Source organism: Streptomyces sp. NPDC005551, assembly GCF_042871785.1.
Taxonomy (GTDB): domain Bacteria; phylum Actinomycetota; class Actinomycetes; order Streptomycetales; family Streptomycetaceae; genus Streptomyces.
The window spans coordinates 730,573-746,876 of the sequence record NZ_JBIAJE010000003.1 but is presented as its reverse complement, the minus strand read 5'-3'; the positions used below and the strand labels follow the sequence as shown (position 1 = coordinate 746,876).

General features: G+C 71.4%; 15 protein-coding genes and 1 pseudogene. 14 read left to right on the top strand and 2 right to left on the bottom strand.

Features of this window, described 5'->3' with window-relative positions:
• Positions 1-8: 8 nt before the first annotated feature.
• From ACFYP4_RS11610 to ACFYP4_RS11555, 12 genes and pseudogenes are all read left to right on the top strand, one after another.
• The gene (locus ACFYP4_RS11610) at positions 9-1,592 is read left to right on the top strand and encodes a peptidoglycan-binding protein (protein WP_388784897.1); all 1,584 of its coding nucleotides are present in this window, start codon (positions 9-11) and stop codon (positions 1,590-1,592) included.
• The gene (locus tag ACFYP4_RS11605) at positions 1,564-2,124 is read left to right on the top strand and encodes a protease inhibitor I42 family protein (RefSeq protein WP_388784895.1); all 561 of its coding nucleotides are present in this window, start codon (positions 1,564-1,566) and stop codon (positions 2,122-2,124) included. Before ACFYP4_RS11610 ends, ACFYP4_RS11605 begins: the two co-directional genes overlap by 29 nt.
• Before the next feature lie 46 nt (positions 2,125-2,170).
• Entirely contained in the window at positions 2,171-2,584 is a 414-nt protein-coding gene (locus tag ACFYP4_RS11600; protein ID WP_358850741.1) for a hypothetical protein, read from the top strand.
• 733 nt (positions 2,585-3,317) lie between these two features.
• Positions 3,318-3,404, top strand: a pseudogene (locus ACFYP4_RS11595) (hypothetical protein); the annotation flags it as partial.
• Positions 3,405-3,512: 108 nt separating this feature from the next.
• Positions 3,513-4,016: a DUF2399 domain-containing protein gene (locus tag ACFYP4_RS11590; RefSeq protein WP_388784893.1), complete on the top strand. Its 504-nt coding sequence runs from the start codon at positions 3,513-3,515 to the stop codon at positions 4,014-4,016.
• 213 nt (positions 4,017-4,229) lie between these two features.
• Positions 4,230-4,616, top strand: coding sequence for a hypothetical protein (locus tag ACFYP4_RS11585; protein WP_388784891.1), 387 nt, complete (start codon positions 4,230-4,232; stop codon positions 4,614-4,616).
• Between the two features lie 18 nt (positions 4,617-4,634).
• Entirely contained in the window at positions 4,635-6,095 is a 1,461-nt protein-coding gene (locus tag ACFYP4_RS11580) for a hypothetical protein (RefSeq protein WP_358850739.1), read from the top strand.
• Positions 6,092-6,631, top strand: a complete 540-nt coding sequence (locus ACFYP4_RS11575) for a hypothetical protein (protein WP_358850738.1) — start codon at positions 6,092-6,094, stop codon at positions 6,629-6,631. The genes ACFYP4_RS11580 and ACFYP4_RS11575 overlap by 4 nt, the downstream gene beginning before the upstream one ends.
• 910 nt (positions 6,632-7,541) lie before the next feature.
• A complete protein-coding gene (locus ACFYP4_RS11570) occupies positions 7,542-7,904 on the top strand; it encodes a hypothetical protein (protein ID WP_358850737.1) in 363 nt (120 codons plus the stop codon).
• An 897-nt stretch (positions 7,905-8,801) separates the two neighbouring features.
• On the top strand, positions 8,802-9,221 hold the full coding sequence (gene panD / locus ACFYP4_RS11565; RefSeq protein ID WP_358850736.1) for an aspartate 1-decarboxylase: 420 nt from the start codon (positions 8,802-8,804) through the stop codon (positions 9,219-9,221).
• Positions 9,222-9,270: 49 nt separating this feature from the next.
• Entirely contained in the window at positions 9,271-9,615 is a 345-nt protein-coding gene (locus tag ACFYP4_RS11560) for a GNAT family N-acetyltransferase (RefSeq protein WP_358850735.1), read from the top strand.
• Entirely contained in the window at positions 9,615-10,262 is a 648-nt protein-coding gene (locus ACFYP4_RS11555) for an arylsulfatase (RefSeq protein ID WP_358850734.1), read from the top strand. The genes ACFYP4_RS11560 and ACFYP4_RS11555 overlap by 1 nt, the downstream gene beginning before the upstream one ends.
• A 645-nt stretch (positions 10,263-10,907) precedes the next feature.
• Here ACFYP4_RS11555 and gndA read toward each other — a convergent pair.
• Positions 10,908-12,347: an NADP-dependent phosphogluconate dehydrogenase gene (gene gndA / locus ACFYP4_RS11550; protein WP_388784887.1), complete on the bottom strand. Its 1,440-nt coding sequence runs from the start codon at positions 12,345-12,347 to the stop codon at positions 10,908-10,910.
• A gap of 299 nt (positions 12,348-12,646) precedes the next feature.
• Between gndA and ACFYP4_RS11545 the strand changes: the two genes are divergently transcribed.
• Positions 12,647-13,813: a transglycosylase family protein gene (locus ACFYP4_RS11545; RefSeq protein ID WP_358850732.1), complete on the top strand. Its 1,167-nt coding sequence runs from the start codon at positions 12,647-12,649 to the stop codon at positions 13,811-13,813.
• Here the strand turns inward: ACFYP4_RS11545 and ACFYP4_RS11540 are convergent.
• The gene (locus tag ACFYP4_RS11540; protein WP_388784882.1) at positions 13,803-15,296 is read right to left on the bottom strand and encodes a DMT family transporter; all 1,494 of its coding nucleotides are present in this window, start codon (positions 15,294-15,296) and stop codon (positions 13,803-13,805) included. The genes ACFYP4_RS11545 and ACFYP4_RS11540 overlap by 11 nt on opposite strands.
• A gap of 210 nt (positions 15,297-15,506) precedes the next feature.
• Between ACFYP4_RS11540 and ACFYP4_RS11535 the strand changes: the two genes are divergently transcribed.
• Positions 15,507-16,289, top strand: a complete 783-nt coding sequence (locus tag ACFYP4_RS11535; RefSeq protein ID WP_388784880.1) for a (2Fe-2S)-binding protein — start codon at positions 15,507-15,509, stop codon at positions 16,287-16,289.
• The last annotated feature ends 15 nt before the right edge of the window (positions 16,290-16,304 follow it).

Sequence of the window (16,304 nt, the reverse complement as noted above, 5' to 3'; positions counted from 1 at the left end):
ACGGGCCGGTGTCGTTCTTCTCCTCTCCTCTCGACTCCCCTTCCTTCCGCCTCGCTCTGCTCGCCGGGCTGTCCAAGAACATGCTCGGTGCCGGGAGCAAGAACGAGCTCCTCGACCTGATCGAGAACGCACTCTCGGTGCCCGCACCGGGCGGCGACCAGGGCGTACTGGAAGGCCTGGCAAGGCTCTACCGCGACCAGGTCGACCACGTCGGCAGCGTCTTCGACCAGGTCGACCGGGTGGGCCGCAAGGGTCTTCCGGAGGTGTGGGTCGGCGACACGAGCGTCCTCGCCTCCGATGTGGTCAACGCTGCCGGGCGGTCGGTGAACCAGATGAGCGAGGCGTTCCGGGGATGCGCGACGGTGCTGCTGACGCTGGCCGACGCGATCGGCGCCGCGCAGCGCAAGGACGAGCAGGGCCGCGGGCAGCTGCTGGAGCAGAAGAAGACGCTCGGCGGCAAGGACGGTTTCTTCGACGACCTGCACGAGAACGACGAGGAGGAGTGGGACCGCGCGAACGCCGCCCACTTCGGCTCCTACGCGGTCGACCTGATGCACGCCGCCGTCTCCGAGGCGCAGGAGGCCACCCGCATCGCGGCCCGGGACCTGAACAAGTGGGCCGCGGAGGCACGGGCCGGGAAGATGGTGACCAGCGAACTCACCGCCGTGGACAAGCTGATGCTCGCGGACACCGGCGTCGCGGGCGCCGAGACCGAGCTGAACGAGATCCTCACGGCCGACGACCTGGTGCGCGCGTCGACGCGTATGGACCTGCTGGGCCTCGACGACGAGATGGCCTTGCAGCGGATGCTGGCGACGTCGGACAGCCCGCAGGAGCGGGCCTACCTGATGAAATCGCTGGCCGCCGGCCACAGTGTCGCCGAGATCGGGAAGTTCCAGGACAAGATCCACGGCAAGGACCCCGACTGGCTGCGCCGGCACCTCACTCCGGTGGTCACCGCGGCGGACGGCATGAACGACGAGGGCCTGGCACCGGACGGCTCGAACAACAACAAGGACGACGTCACGTTCGACGGCCAGCGGTGGGTCCAGGGCGGCAACGGCTCCGAGGGCACCTGCGTGGCCTCGTCCACCGTCACGTCCCGCGCCATGGTCGACCCCCTCTACGCGCTCGAACTCACCGGCGGCCCCGACGGGCAGCAGGACGACCCCAACGCCTTCAAGCAGCGCCTGGTGGCCGAACAGCACCGGCTGCACACCGAGGGCGACGGCGGCGAGAACTGGGGCGGCATGGGGCCCGAGGGACAGGAACGGATCAACGACACCGCCGTCGGCAGTGCCACCGGCAGTGACTACGAGCGCCAGGACCTGAACAGCGCCGCCGACCGCAGGGCGGTCCTCACCGAGGTCGAGAAGTCGGTGACGCAGGGGCGGCCGGTGCCGGTCGACGTCTCGGGCAAGGACGGCGCCCACGCGATGACCATCATCGCCCAGGAGGGTGACAAGCTTCAGGTGTACAACCCCTGGGGCTTGACCACCTGGGTCAGCGAGGACGACTTCATCAACGGCCACATGGGCAAGGCATCCAAGAGTGAACTCCCCAATGCGTACAGCGTCTATCTCCCGCGGTAGCGGGGGCGGTGCCGCGATCACGGCGGCCGCGCTCCTCGCGCTCGCCACGGGCTGCGGCTCGGGCACCGACGAACCGGCCGGCGGCTCCACGGGCACCGCGAGCCGCCCCACGGGTACCGTGAGCCGCCCCACGGGTACCGTGAGCCGCCCGGTGGGGGACACCAGCATCACCGCCGAGCCGGGTGAGCGTTTCACGCTCACCGTCGGCCAGAACGCCTCCACCCGCGAGTACTGGTACCTGGTAGACCCCGAGCCCGACAGCTCGGTGCTGGTCAGCCGCGGCCGGGACTACGCGCCGGACTCCGGCGACGAGCCGATGCCCGGTGCCGGCGGCCGTCTCACCTTCACCTTCGAGGCGAAGGGCAGGGGGACCACCCGGTTCACGCTGCTGCACTGCACGTCCACCACCTGCCAGGGCAACACCTCCACCGTGCCTCCCGGGACGACCGGACCCTCCGCCACCCCGACCACGGGGGCGGCCACCGCCTCCCAGGCCCCCGAACGCATCACGTACACCGTCACCGTCAACTGAGCCGCGGCGGACCAGCCCGATGAGACGAGACACCGGAGGCCCCGCCATGAACGACGACGCCGCGTACCCGCCGGACCGCACGGACGACGAGCTGGTCCGGCTCGACGTCACCGTCCTGCTGCGCTACGGCCTCACCGCCCCGCCCGGCACCCGGCGCACCGCCCTGTTCGGCGACGGCGCCGCGGCCGCGGCCGTCGTCCTCGACCGCCTCGGCACCGAGCCGCGCTCCGTCGCCTTCCTCGCCGACACCGTGCGCGCCGGCGGACTCGCCCGCGCCGCGGAACTGCCCGAGCCGCTGCCCCGCCGGGAGGCGGCCGTCCTCGTACGGGAGTGGCTGCGGGCCGGCACCGAACTCGTGGGCGGGATCACCGCCGACGACACGGCGGCCACCTGGTTGCGCGCCGTCGCGACCCTCATCGAACTGAAGCAGCTGAGCCGGGCGCGGGGCCGGAGCACGTGATCGTGAGCTTTACGGAGAAGCCCCGTGGCCGTCTGACGGAGCGCGAACGCGAGATATTCCAGCGCTTCCTGACGGGAGAGCCGGGCCACCTGTCCTCATAGGTGCGGGCCGCAAACGCCCTGGTCGCCGCCCTCAACAGCACGATTGCCACGGTTCGTACGTCGCACGGCCTGAGCGTCACCCCGGACCGGAAGCCGGCGGACGGTCTCGAAGCCGACGTCAAGGCGGCTGTCGACCTGCTACGCAGCCCGCCCGGGTTTGCGCACCCGTGAGCAGTCCGAGCAGCTCCGCGACGTCCTCCCGCACCGTATCGAGGACGCCCGCCGCGCCGACCGGCTGCCGGTTATGCGGCCCATCTGCGCACCGCCCTGGACTACCGAGCCTGGTTCGCCTTCACCCCCTAGGTGCCTGCAGCCGGCAGGAAGCATCAGCCTCGAGCACCTGGACGCACATGAGCGAGAGGCACTGTCCCTCACTTTGGCTCGACCGATCACCGGCCCCACCGCCACGATCTGCCTGCCGGATCTGGACACCCGCCTGCGCACCAGCGCGGGCTGGAGGAGATACGACGCGGAGGCACACTCGCCCGCCAGGATCCTAGGACTGCGGGAACCGTCATCACCCAGGCCGTCCGGATCCTGGCCATGCTCTTCCCCACGGTGGTCCCGCCCTCACCCCGCCGACATGAAGCCGCGGCGAACCGGCCACCCGCGCCACCGGCTCGGCCCACGGCCTGGACGACGGCACACTGCTGTCCCGGCTGGTCCTCCGCGGCATCGCGCCGGCGCACGGTGTCGAGCCCCCGGTCAATGCGCCCGCGCGCCGGGCACTGTGGCCAACGGCCTCGGTCACCCCGGACGAGGTCTCCAGCACGGTGCTGCCAACCTTCAGCCTGCGCCCAACCGGCGGCACTTGGCGGGAAGCCGCCTTGCGGGAGCGCGCCGACCACCACATGGAAACGCACGCGACGTTGCGCGAGCTAAGCACGCTGCGGTTGGAGATGCCGCCCGGCATCCTCGTCCACGTCTGCGAAAACCCCCAAGTGGTCGAAGCCGCGGCCGACACCGGCCGTACGGCGCCCCCGGTCTGCACGTCGGGGAGCGCGACGACGGTCGTTCTCGCCCTCCTGGACGCGCTGGCGGCGTCCGGTTGCGCCTTCGCCCACCACGGTGACTTCGACTGGCCCGGCATCGCGCTGGCCAACCGGATCACGCATCGGTACGGAGCCGAGCCATGGCGTATGCGAGCGGCCGACTACGAGTACCTCGTGACTCGCACGCAGGTGCGCGGCACGCCGCAGATCGCCCTGACCGGAAACCCCGCAGAGGCCGTGTGGGACGGGGAACTGGCCCCCACCATGAACACCCTGGGCACGGGCATCGCATTGCACGAGGAGGCGGCGCTCGGTCTGCTTCTGGAGGACCTCGGGTGAAGGCTCCGGCCGGGGTGCGGACGGGCTGGTGACGGGCACCGCACCGGCAACTCTGTTCGTATTCGGCGCTGTTGCTGACGTTGTACGGGAGCCGGTGATCGGGACGGGGGAGACGATGACGTTCGGCGACGAGTGGGCGCAGCTGGTCTCGGAGGCCAGGCAGCATCAGTCCGTGGGGATGCGGCTCAATCAGCCGAAGCCGGGTTGGGGGGTATGGGTGGCGAGGCCAGCATGGACCTGGTGGTCACGCAGGACGATCTCGGGGCGGTCGGTCACGAGGCGTTTCTGCTCCACGGCGAGCTGCACGAGAAGGCGGACATCGTGGGCGCCGGCGGTGACCGGAACGGAGAGGGTTCCACCGCGCGGGCAGCCAGGGAATGCGCTGACCGCAACCTGACCATGGGCGGCGAGCTCTACACCACGCTGTCGGTGTGGGACTCCCAGGTGAAGACCGTCCTGCAGATGTGCGCGCACATCTCGAACCACTTGGACTACTCGAAGAAGTTGCACGCCAACGACGACGCCGCGATCGCGGCCGACCTTCGCGGCCGGGACGGGACCGCCATGCCGGTCTCCGCGATCTCCAGCTACGTGCGCTGACGGGAGGGCGGCACATCGATGGGCACGTTCACCTATGCCGACCTCATCGCGCTGGACCTCGGCAGGCTGAGCACCGCCGTCACCGACTGGGGGACGATGGCCGGAAACCTCGCCACTCTGCAGACCGATGCCAGGGACGGCCTGCTCAAGAAGTCCGAAGCGGCCCGTTGGCAGGGCGTCAACGCGGCCGTGACCAGGGACTTCGTGCGCAAGACCGCCAAGGAGTTCGCTGATCTGCACAAAGAGGCGCGGAGCATCCACGCCGTGCTCGCCGACGCCCACACCGAACTCTCACAGATCCAGAAGAGGGCGAAGGCCCTGACCGACGAGGCGCGCAAGGGCGACCCGGACCGATCCCCCGACCCCGACCACGGCCTGCTCGTGACGGACGGCGGAAACGGGACGGTGAAGGTCATCGAGGCGGTGTGCGACGTGGAGGGAACCTCGCAGCGCACCAAGGACAGGATGCAGTGGTACGCCGACACCCTCACCGGCCTGGTCGCCCACGCTGCCGAGATCGACGCCGCGGTGACCCGAGCCCTGCGCAAGCCCCACGGCGGTGATCCGCACAACGCCGGACATGCCGCGTACACCTCGCTCGACGAGGACCAACTGCCGCGGGCGATGAAGCTCGCCTCGCTCGGCGAGGACGCCAACGCCCGGCAGCGGGCCGAACTACGGCGTCTGTGGCAGTCGCTGAGCCCGGATGCCCGCGGTGAGATGTGGACGAAGCACAAGGACGAGCTCCTCGCCGCTGGGCTTCTCGCGCCCCGCTCCAAGCGCATCGCGGCGGACCCGGGGGCGGGCGCGTACGACGTCGAGGCCCCCACCGCACACGACCAGTGGATCCAGGCGCAAGCCGTCGCGATGTCCAACACAGGTGACTTCATCGGGCACACCGACGCCGCACACCACATGGATCACTACCTGCGCGGGCTCGGAACCCCGGTGGCCCTGGACGTGGACCGGATGCTCACGGACGACGCGGCACTCCGGCAGACCGCGGAGTACACCATCCAGGACGAGCAGGAGAAGTGGCGCGAGCAGGCTCTTGCCGCGTTCGAGGACTCGGGCGGCAAGCCCGTGGCCATCCCGGTGGAGACCCCGCCGCAGAGCTACACCCACAGCGACCGCAACTGGTACCTGGCCATCGGCAGCGGCATGACGAACACGACGGGCACGGTCACGGTCGTGCCGGGTGAGAAAGGCGAACCCAAGATCAGTCTCGACTACCAGGTGAACGTGTGGGACCGGTACAACTGGGACCCGGGTAAGGAAACCCCCATCGGCCCGACCACGGTGACCGACGCCGACATGGCTCGGTTGCACAGCACAGGTCTGGCGAGAGAGTTCGACATGCGCGGCAGCGGATCGGTGCACCACCACGACCTGAGTTCGAACGACAGCCTTCCCGCCCCCGAGGACCCGGGGCGCGACGGGACACGCACCGATGCGGGACGGAACGGGGACGCCCGATGACGCGGACACCCCACGACTCGCGAGTGAAGCGCGTCGTCCTCGCCGCCGGCGCGGTGGCCGCGCTCTGTCTGACCAGCCCGGCCCTCGCCGCCTGCTCGGCCACGGCCGAGTCCGGTGCGGCCGACAGAACCAGCGAAGTGCCCGGCTGGGACGACGAGGCCACCCCTGTGACGGTCAGCCGGCAGATGAACATCGACCTTCCGTCCAAGGCTGCCGACACACGTGCGGCACGTCAGAACGGATTCCAGGACGACGGGCTGCTGCTGGCCTTCATCCTCCCCACCTCCGGCGTGAACGGCTTCGTGGAACAGCTCCAACCCGAAAGGGAACTGAGGCAGCGTGACGAGCCCCGCGAGAGCGTCGCGAAGCCCATGACTCCCTTCTCCCACCTCGGACTATCCGAACCCGAGTCGTTGCCGGACGTACGGGAAGGGCAGGTCTGTGCCCCCTGCGGCGGAGGCTTGAACTCCCTGGCGATCGCGGTGCAGAGGCTGGACGACAGCGAGAGCCGGATCTACCTCAGGGCAGTCGACTGACGAGAGTGTTTCGGCGGTCGGCGGTCAGCGGCCGGTGGCTCTGCCCGGGGCTCCTGCCTCACATCGACCATCCGGTCAACTACCGGAGGGTAGGGAGAGGACGAAACGTTGTGCCGAGCGACCATCGTGGTTTCCGCACCGGATGGAAAGCGCCGGCCGAGGGGCGCAGCGGAGAGGAACTGCGGCTGGGAGAAGGGCGTCGTCTGCTCGGGCGTGGTGCGGGTGCCGACGTCCCATGCAGGCAGGGAGCCTAGTTTCCGGAAGTGCCTCATGCTGCGCACCATGTTCACGTCCAAGATTTGGCAGCTTGGTGTTTTGCGGGTCAGATGCCTAGTGGCCCCGTTCAGCTCAGCAATCGGTCAGCACCGGGACCGGGACCGTCCCAGCTTGCTGACCAGGTGGCCGCCATGACGGGGATCTGGACGCAGGTGCCTGGCTCCCGCTTGGGACACTCGCTGCGTTATCCGACAGCTCGTCCGCGGCATGGGTTCTGAGCGAGTGGGCTGCGTTCGAGGCCGCAGCGGCGTGCCTTGTGGATGCCGACTGCCCCCTCCGGCCGCTACCGCGACCTCGCCCGCCCCGGTGTCCTTCTCGTCCGTTGCGCCGGTGCCATGGGCCCCGGCTTCGGCACCGTCGTGGTTTCCGACACCGAGACCGAAGCCGGCTCCACTGCGGCGGCCCTCCTCGTAACGTGCTGCGCCATGATCACACAAGCCCGCGAGCGTGCTGGTCCCGGGTCTGCACGGCAGCTGGTTGCCGCGCCACCTGGGGCCTGAACGCGTACGCGATGATGCGCTAAGTGCCCACTGGGTGAGATGTCCGAGGGAAGGGCGGGCGGCCACCCGACGTACGTACGACAGGGGACCCCGTATCCGCCATGCCACCGCCTACCAGCAGCGATACTGGATGCATGGACACGACGAGCACCGTGCCCCGCGCCGAGGTGCTGTGGGACCGCTACCGCAGCCGACTGCCCGAGCGCCTGCAGGAGCTGGCCGGCCCCATCGAGGGCAACGTGGACCTGCCGCTCCACATCGCTTGGTCCGGGCGGACGAGCTACAGCCTGGACCGTCCGAAGTCCCGCATGACGCTCTACCGGACCGTCCTTGCCGAAGGACTGCGCGAGGACCTGGTGACCCTCCTGCACCACCGGCTGCTCGCCGAGCAGTGGCCCGTGCTGCGGCGCTTGATCAGTCCCTACATCCGCGAGGTCTGGGAGGACGCCTTCCCCGAGCTGCTCCGCACCGCTCCGGCCGACACGACCGCCGCGTGAAACTCACTCCCCTCCACGAGCGTCTCCTCGCCGACATCCTCGACCTCGGCTCCCCCTACCCTCTGGTCCTCACCCACGGCGGTTGTGCATGGCGGCCGCGCGAGACCCCGCAGTGGACTCACGGCGAAACTGGGCTGCGGTGACGGTCAAACACTGCATCCCGCTCCCACGTCCAGGTCCAGTCCGGGTCCCGACGGGGGAACTCGATAACGGCCAGCTCGAAGAATTGGTCGGAAGGCTTCCGGCTGGATCCCTTAACTACCAGCGCTGACAGCATCGGCTCGGGACCGGTGCTGTCCCGGAGGCAGACGTCTGCGGAGTGACGGGCCACAAGTCCATTGAAGAGACGTACCGGACCTATCGGCACCCGATGCCGGGCAGCATTACCAAGGCCGCCCGGCGAGGTAGAAGTGCGCGGGTGCGCCGCATGGCTGTACCCCTGCCTCGGTAGGCGATCGACAGTGCTCCTGTCACCGCAGGCACTGTGCGCCTTCTGTCGAGTGACGGCATCGGCCTGGAGCACGACCCGCCGGCCGGGGATCCAGTCGCCCTTCACCTTGGGACCGACGAGGTGGACGACGCCGGCCACCTCGTAACCGGGCGTCGCGGCCCCTTTGGGCAGTGACCCGCCCTATGCCCTCCGGTTCCTGATATGCCGTCAGGTAAGTCGGCGTTTCGTCAGCATCGGTCCTGGCGCGTTCCGCGAAGAGTGTTCGGGTAGGGGCGTGTTCGACGAGCCACGACAGCCTGGTTCGCACGGAAGCCAGGCAGGGAGCCGGCTCACCGAAGTGAAGCGATGTTCCTCACAATCTTCGAGTCAGGCCCGTGCCAGTTGTAGAGTGCTACCGCCCTTGACCTGCAAAAAGCAGGCAGGGAGCCGTCTTCCAGGAGTTCAACATGCTGCGCACCATGTTCAAGTCCAAGATCCACCGCGCCACCGTCACCCAGGCCGACCTGCACTACGTGGGATCGGTGACCATCGACGCCGATCTGCTCGACGCCGCTGATCTGCTGCCCGGCGAGCTCGTGCACATCGTCGACATCACGAACGGTGCCCGCCTCGAGACGTACGTCATCGAGGGGGAGCGCGGTTCGGGGGTCGTCGGGATCAACGGGGCCGCCGCCCACCTCGTGCACCCCGGCGATCTGGTGATCATCATCAGCTACGCTCAGGTGACCGACGCCGAGGCGCGGACACTCGAGCCCCGGGTCGTGCACGTGGACCGCGACAACCGCATCGTCGCCCTGGGTGCCGATCCGTCCGAGCCGGTGCCGGGCTCGGACCAGGAGCGCAGTCCGCAGGCCGTCCCGGCCTGAGCCGCACCCCGTCGTCCGGGTCCGCACCCCATCCCGAGAGGTGTGTCCCGTGAGCGACATCGAGATCCGCGACGACCGGGCCGCCGGCCGCCTGGAGGCCTTCGCCGGGGACGAAGTGGTCGGCCGCGTCGAGTACTTCGTCCTCGGCGTCCCCGAGCGCGCCCTCGTCCCCGTCCACACGATCGTGGAACCCGAGCATGAGGGCCGGGGCATCGCCGGCTCCCTCGCGCGCGAGCTGTACGCCCTCTCGGGACGCGAGGGCGTCCCGGTCGCGCCGCTGTGTCCGTACGTCGTCAAGTGGGCCGCCCGCCATCCCGAGGAGGCCCCGGCCGCCTCGCCCGAGCTGGTGCAGGCCGCGAAGGACTGGCTCACGGCGCACCCGGAGCGGTTCTGATGACCCGGCCCCGCCAGCTCACCCTGCTGCACACCTCGCCCGCGCACATCCCCGTCTTCGACGCGCTGCGCGACGAGTCCCATCCGGGTCTGGAGCTGCGGCATCTCGTGGCCGAGGACTTGCTCGCCCGGGCCCGCGCCGAGGGTGTTGACGCGGTCGCCGACGACGTACGGGCAGCGGTCGGGCGGGCGGTCGCCGAGGGGGCGGGTGCCGTGCTCTGCACGTGCTCGACCATCGGCGAGGTCGCCGAGGCCTCGGGCGCGGCGGTGCCCGTCCTGCGCGTGGACCGGCCGATGGCCGCCGCCGCGGTGGCGGCGGGACCCCGCGTCGTGGTCCTCGCCACGGTGGAGAGCACCCTGACGCCGACGGTCGCCCTCGTCGAGCAGGAGGCCCGGCGCGCCGGACGCCCGGCCGACGTCCGCGCCCTCCTCGTCGACGGCGCCTTCGCCCGTTTCGAGGCGGGCGACACGGACGGGTACGCCCGCGTCGTCGCCCGGGCCGCCGACTCCGTCACCGACGCCGACTCCATCGTCCTCGCCCAGGCGTCCATGGCGCCCGCGCAGCACCTGACGACGACCGCCGTGCCGGTGCTGTCGAGTCCCCGTCCGGGACTGGCCGCGGGAGCGGACGCGGTGCGCCGGGGGTGACGGGGCCTCCGCTCCCGGAGCGAACGCGCCCCGGCCGCGCCGGCTGACCGGTTGCCCCGTCGACCCGGTTGCCCCGGTTGGACCCACCTGGTCGTCTTCCGTGCGGCGACGGGGTGACTGCGGGCGCCGCGGCCGGGTACGCGGGGGAAAAGTCCAGGGCCGATGAACCGACTGGCTGGAGGACACATGACCGAGCCGTTCCCCACACCCGTGCCGCCGAGCCCCACGCCGGGGCCGGTCCCCGACCCGCAGCCGTTCCCCGACCCGGCTCCGCCGAACCCGACTCCGCAACCGGGTCCGGGCCCCGGTCCGCAGCCCTCTCCGGAGCCGTCGCCGTCGCCCGTTCCGAAGCCGCCGGGGCCCGACCCGGTCCCCGAGCCGGAGCCGCAGCCGGGACCGCTCTCCTGACGGACGACCGGGACGGCCCGGGCGACTCGGGGTGACCCGGATGACTCCGGACGCCGCCACGCAGCACGCCACGCACCGCAGCACCCCCGTGGCCCGAAGCGGACCCCGTCCGCGCCGGGCCACGGCCGTTGCCCCGGCGCCGGGCCACGCCGGTCCCGTACCCGGAACCCCGTCCGCACCGAGCCCCGGGGGTTGGCGTACCCGCGCCGGTACGCCGACCCCGTACCCCCGCGCCCCCTACGCCTCGACCTCCGACCGGTCCCCGCCCCACAGCGTGTGGAACGAGCCCTCCCGGTCCGTGCGCCGGTAGGTGTGCGCACCGAAGAAGTCCCGCTGGCCCTGCGTGAGAGCGGCGGGCAGCCGTTCGGCGCGGAGCGCGTCGTAGTAGGCGAGGGCCGCCGCGAAACCAGGCGTCGGCACCCCCTGGAGGGTCGCCGCGACGAGGACCTCGCGCCAGTTGTCCTGCGCCGCGGCGATCTCCTGCGCGAACGTCTCGTCGGACAGCAGGCTCGGCAGGTCCGCCCGGGCGTCGTAGGCCGCGCGGATGCGGTCCAGGAAGGCGGCGCGGATGATGCAGCCGCCACGCCAGATGGAGGCGACCGCGCCGAGGTCGATGTCCCAGCCGTACTCCTCGCTGCCCGCGCTGATCTCGTGGAAGCCCTGGGTGTACGACACGATCTTCGAGGCGTACAGCGCCTGCTCCACGCGGTCCGCGAAGGCCGCGGCCTCGGCGTCCCCGAGCCGGGTGGCCTTCGGGCCGGCGAGACCGCGGGAGGCGGCCCGCAGGTCGGCGTGTCCGGACAGCGAGCGGGCGAAGACCGCCTCCGCGATGCCGGACACCGGGACCCCGAGGTCCAGGGCGATCTGGACGGTCCAGCGGCCCGTGCCCTTCTGCTCCGCCCGGTCCTGGACGATGTCCACGAACGGCTCGCCCGTCGCCTCGTCCACGTGCGAGAGGACCTCGGCGGTGATCTCGATCAGGTACGAGTCGAGGCGTCCGGTGTTCCAGGTGCGGAAGATGTCGGCGATCTGCGCGGGGGAGTACCCGGCCACGTCGCGCAGCAGCTGGTAGGCCTCGCCGATGAGCTGCATGTCGGCGTACTCGATGCCGTTGTGCACCATCTTGACGAAGTGCCCGGCGCCGTCGGGACCGACGTGCGTCACGCACGGCGAGCCGTCGGTGGCCTTCGCGGAGATCTTCTCCAGCATCGGGCCCAGCGACTCGTACGACTCCGGGGAGCCGCCCGGCATGATGCTCGGCCCGTGCAGCGCCCCCTCCTCGCCGCCGGAGATGCCCGCACCGACGAAGTGGATGCCCTGCTCACGCAGCTCGCGCTCCCGGCGGCGGGTGTCCGCGAAGTGGGCGTTGCCACCGTCGATGATCATGTCCCCCGGCTCCAGGAGCGGGGCGAACTCCTGGATCACCGCGTCCGTCGGTTCGCCGGCCTTGACCATGATCACGAGGCGCCGCGGACGTTCCAGGGCCGCCACGAAGTCCTTCGCGGACTCGGCCGCCACGAAGTCCCCCTCGTGCCCGAACTCCGCCACCAGGGCATGCGTCTTCGCGGCGGTCCTGTTGTGCACGGCGACCGCGTAGCCGTTGCGCGCGAAGTTGCGGGCGAGGTTGCGGCCCATGACCGCGAGACCCGTGACGCCGATCTGCGCTGAAGTGCTCATAGGTGTGACTCCTGAGAGGTCCTGTTGTCGCTGATGCCGGTCGTGCTCGTCAGTATTGCGCTCCGGCCATCCTGACTCGCCGAGGGTGTGTACGCAGGAGAACCCGTCGGCGGCTCATCGGCCGGCACACTCCGGCACCGTCCGGAACCGTCCCGCAGCATCGGATTCCGGCCAGATGGCCCGCCGCTGACCTCAGCACCTCTTGAAACGGCAACAGCACGGCCGATTGCCGCCTTGTCACGGTCTGTTCGCGGCACTTACTTTTGCCGCTCCTGACAGGTGTCGAGGGGGGCTTCATCATGGCCGTGCGCGGGCGGCATCGCCGGTACCAGCCGAACAGGATCAACCGGGCCTCGCTCACCGTCACGGCGGGCGGCGCCGGGATGGCGATCCCGCTCATCGGCGCCGGCGTCGCGGACGCGGCCGACGTGGGGACCTGGAACAAGGTCGCGGCCTGCGAGTCCACCAGCAACTGGAGCATCAACACCGGCAACGGCTATTACGGGGGACTGCAGTTCAGCCAGTCCACGTGGGAGGCGTACGGCGGCAAGGTCTTCGCCGGGCGGGCGGACCTGGCCACCAAGGGCCAGCAGATCGCCGTCGCCGAGAAGGTGCTCAGGAGCCAGGGTCCGCGGGCCTGGCCGGTGTGCTCCGTTCGTGCGGGTCTCACGCGCGGCGGCGGCACACCCGCCGTCGACACCTCGCCGCGCACGCCCCCGCGCACCGTCCGGGACGTGCAGCCGCAGACCACGCCCCAGTCGCAGGCGGGCACCGCCCGGATGTACACCGTCGTCCAGGGCGACACCCTCTCCGGGATCGCCGACTCGCGGCGGGTCCAGGGCGGCTGGCGGCAGCTGTACGAGGCCAACCGCGCGACCGTGGGCGCCGATCCCGACCTGATCGTCCCCGGCCAGCGGCTGGACCTGCGTGCCAAGTCCCCGGCGCACACCGCCGGTACGAGCGCGCCCGCCCGCAGGCCCGCGGCGAAGCCCGCCCCGAAGAAGCCGGCGCCCCGCAAGGCCGATCCGCAGAAGACGTCCTCGGACACGGCGACGAGGACCCACACCCTCGTCGCGCCCGTGAGCGCGGCGACCGGCACGCCGTACCGCGCCGCCGGGTCGTCCTGGTCGAAGGGCTACCACACCGGCGTCGACTTCCCCGTGGCCACCGGGACCTCGGTCAGGTCGGTCGGGGCCGGCCAGGTCGTCAGTGCCGGCTGGGGCGGTTCGTACGGCTACCAGGTGGTGATCCGGCACGCCGACGGGCGCTACAGCCAGTACGCCCACCTGTCGGCGATCTCCGTGCGCGGCGGGCAGAGCGTGACGGCCGGGCAGCGCATAGGGCGTTCCGGATCGACGGGCAACAGCACGGGACCCCATCTGCACTTCGAGGTGCGCACGGGGCCCGGCTTCGGCAGCGACGTCGACCCGGTCGCCTATCTGCGAGCGGGCGGCGTCAGGATCTGACGCGGGTCCGCCGGCGGTTGCGGTGGGGCAGCGGCACGTACGGAGCGCCGTAGAAGGGGCTCCAGTAGCCCGGCACCTCGTCGTCGGACGGATCCCGGTCGTCGTGCGCGCCCTCCGGGGCGGACACCGCGACCGGGACGAGGACGTCCTCGGGGAGCGTCACGCAGGAGAAGACGTCCGTGGGGGCCGCGGCGACGGACTGGTCGGGAAGCCGCGCCAGCAGTTCCTCGACCAGGTCCGACGCGACCAGTGCCTCCGGTCCGGGCAGCGCTCCCGGCCCGGCCGGCGCCTCCCGCTCCACCGGGGCGTCCGGCCCCAGGAGCACGTCCGGTCCGGTCAGCACGTCGGGTGCGGTCAGCGCGTCCTGTGCGATCAGCGCGTCCGGTCCGGTCAGCGCGTCCGAGGCGCGTGACGCTTGCGGCCCGACGACCGCGTTGGGTCCGGCGAACGTGTCCGGGACGGTCACGTCCGTACTCTCCACCCCCGACGCGTCCGGCGCCCCGGTCGCCTCCGCCCCGGTCGCCTCCGCACCCCGGGCCGCGGGGACCCCGGCCTTGACGGGCGTACCCGACGTGATGGGCGTTCCCGACGTGATGGGCGTTCCCGACGTGACGGGCGTACCCGACGTGACGGGCCGCGCGTCCGTGCCACGGCCGCCGCCGAGCCGCTCCGTGGTGAGCAGGATCAGACCACCCGCGGCTACGACACCGCAGCCCAGCGCGAGGACCGTCCCCGTCGTCCCGTAGCGGAAGGTCTCGCCGAACATCGTGATGCCCACGGCCGCCGCCACGACCGGGTTCACCACCGTCAGCGTGGCGAGCGGGGCCGCGAGGCCGCCGCCCCGGTAGGAGGCCTGTGACAGCAGCATGCCGGCCGTGGCCAGGACCGCGATCACGGCCAGGGACGGCAGGTCCGCCGGGGAGACACCGCCCGTCCAGTCCACCGCGACGGTCTTCGTGAACACCGACGAGATGCCGAAGGCGAGACCGGCCGCGACCGCGAGGAGCACGCTGCGCACCGCCGGATGGCGGTGCGCCGCACGGGCCGCCACCATGAGCGCCACCACCGCGCCGCCCGTCACCAGGGCCAGCACCACCCGCTGGGCGCCGCCCAGGGACTGCGAGTCGGCCGTGCCGACCAGGGACAGGAGACCCGCGAGGCCGACCGTCGCCATGATCGCGCCGCGCCAGGCGGTCGATCCGGCCCGGCGGCCGACGAAGAGGGCCGCCATCGGCAGCGCGAACACGATCGTCAGCGCGCCGAGCGGCTGTACGAGACTCAGCGGACCGTAGGCGAGTGCCACCACGTGGAGCAGCCCGCCGAGGCCGTTCAGTGCGACGGCGGCCCACCAGCCCGGCCTGCGCAGCGGCGCGTACGTCTCGTCCGGGGACGTCACCGCGACCTGCTCCTGGACGATCGCCCCGCCCGCGTAGGCGACGGCGGAGACGAGCGAGAGCAGCACGGACAGCGAGAGGGCGTTCATGAGTCCCTCCTCTGCGTGCTGCGGGGGCGCGGTGCCCGGCGCGACGTACGGTCGGCTTCCATGGTTACAACGATGCCTCGCGAATCAGTTCATGTCGTCGTCCTTGAGCAGTCATTGACTCCTACTGCCGATGGAGTAGAGCGGGGCCGCCGTCCTCCCCAGGGTGGGTGACACCGGACGCCTCCCCGGGGGTGTCACCCCCTAGGGGCCTTGGTACTACTGGACTTCGTGGACCTCGACCCCGACCTCGCAGACCTGGACGCCCTCGGCGGCTTCTTCGTACTACGCACCGGCGTAGCGCCGGGCCGCGCCCTGCCGACGCTCGCGCGGGCGTACGCGGATCCGACGGCCGCCGACCCGGAGGTTTACGAGGATCCGGTAATTTTCCGTGTCCGGAAAGTCGCGAAGAGTCTGGGGGCGCCCCAGACGCGGATCGCGGTGTCGGTGGCGCACCAGGGGCTCGTGGCCCGCCTGTGGTCCGTCTCCCTCGGCGCCGCCGCGCTGTACGGGTGGGTGCCCGACCTCGACGCCCGCCGGCTGCGGTGGGATCCGGACGGCGGCGCTCCGCGGGACCTGTGGCTGTCCGACGTACGGGCGCTGCCCGCGGAGGCGCTCGGCGAGGTCGTGACGGAAGGCCACCTGGTGCCGCTGGCGGCCGCCCTGCACGCCAGATACACGATCTCCGCCCGTCTGCTGTGGGGCAACGCGGGTTCCGCACTCGCCGGCGCGGTGCGGCAGCTCGACCGCTGGGCGCGGGCGAACGGCCGTCCGGAGGTCGCGGAGCGGGCCCGCGCGCTCGCCGGTCCGCTTCTCGCGCACCCCGGTCTGTCCGGGACGCTGGACCGGAGCACGCTCCGGCGCCGCAGCTGCTGCCTCTACTACCGGCTGCCCGGCGGGGGATTGTGCGGCGACTGCTGTTTCGACCGCCCTCCCCGGCCGGCGGGGAGCGGTTCCCGGCCCCCGCGCTCTTCCCCGGGGGCCACATCTGGGTGACCATGGAATCCAACT

What these genes read in the sequence shown, in the direction of transcription:
- ACFYP4_RS11570 (WP_358850737.1), top strand. Translation starts at nt 7,542, where the DNA reads ATGGACACGACGAGCACCGTGCCCCGCGCCGAGGTGCTGTGGGACCGC.
- ACFYP4_RS11545 (WP_358850732.1), top strand. Translation starts at nt 12,647, where the DNA reads ATGGCCGTGCGCGGGCGGCATCGCCGGTACCAGCCGAACAGGATCAAC.
- ACFYP4_RS11585 (WP_388784891.1), top strand. Translation starts at nt 4,230, where the DNA reads ATGGGTGGCGAGGCCAGCATGGACCTGGTGGTCACGCAGGACGATCTC.
- ACFYP4_RS11555 (WP_358850734.1), top strand. Translation starts at nt 9,615, where the DNA reads ATGACCCGGCCCCGCCAGCTCACCCTGCTGCACACCTCGCCCGCGCAC.
- ACFYP4_RS11575 (WP_358850738.1), top strand. Translation starts at nt 6,092, where the DNA reads ATGACGCGGACACCCCACGACTCGCGAGTGAAGCGCGTCGTCCTCGCC.
- ACFYP4_RS11580 (WP_358850739.1), top strand. Translation starts at nt 4,635, where the DNA reads ATGGGCACGTTCACCTATGCCGACCTCATCGCGCTGGACCTCGGCAGG.
- ACFYP4_RS11605 (WP_388784895.1), top strand. Translation starts at nt 1,564, where the DNA reads ATGCGTACAGCGTCTATCTCCCGCGGTAGCGGGGGCGGTGCCGCGATC.
- ACFYP4_RS11600 (WP_358850741.1), top strand. Translation starts at nt 2,171, where the DNA reads ATGAACGACGACGCCGCGTACCCGCCGGACCGCACGGACGACGAGCTG.
- gndA (WP_388784887.1), bottom strand. Translation starts at nt 12,347, where the DNA reads ATGAGCACTTCAGCGCAGATCGGCGTCACGGGTCTCGCGGTCATGGGC.
- ACFYP4_RS11540 (WP_388784882.1), bottom strand. Translation starts at nt 15,296, where the DNA reads ATGAACGCCCTCTCGCTGTCCGTGCTGCTCTCGCTCGTCTCCGCCGTC.
- panD (WP_358850736.1), top strand. Translation starts at nt 8,802, where the DNA reads ATGCTGCGCACCATGTTCAAGTCCAAGATCCACCGCGCCACCGTCACC.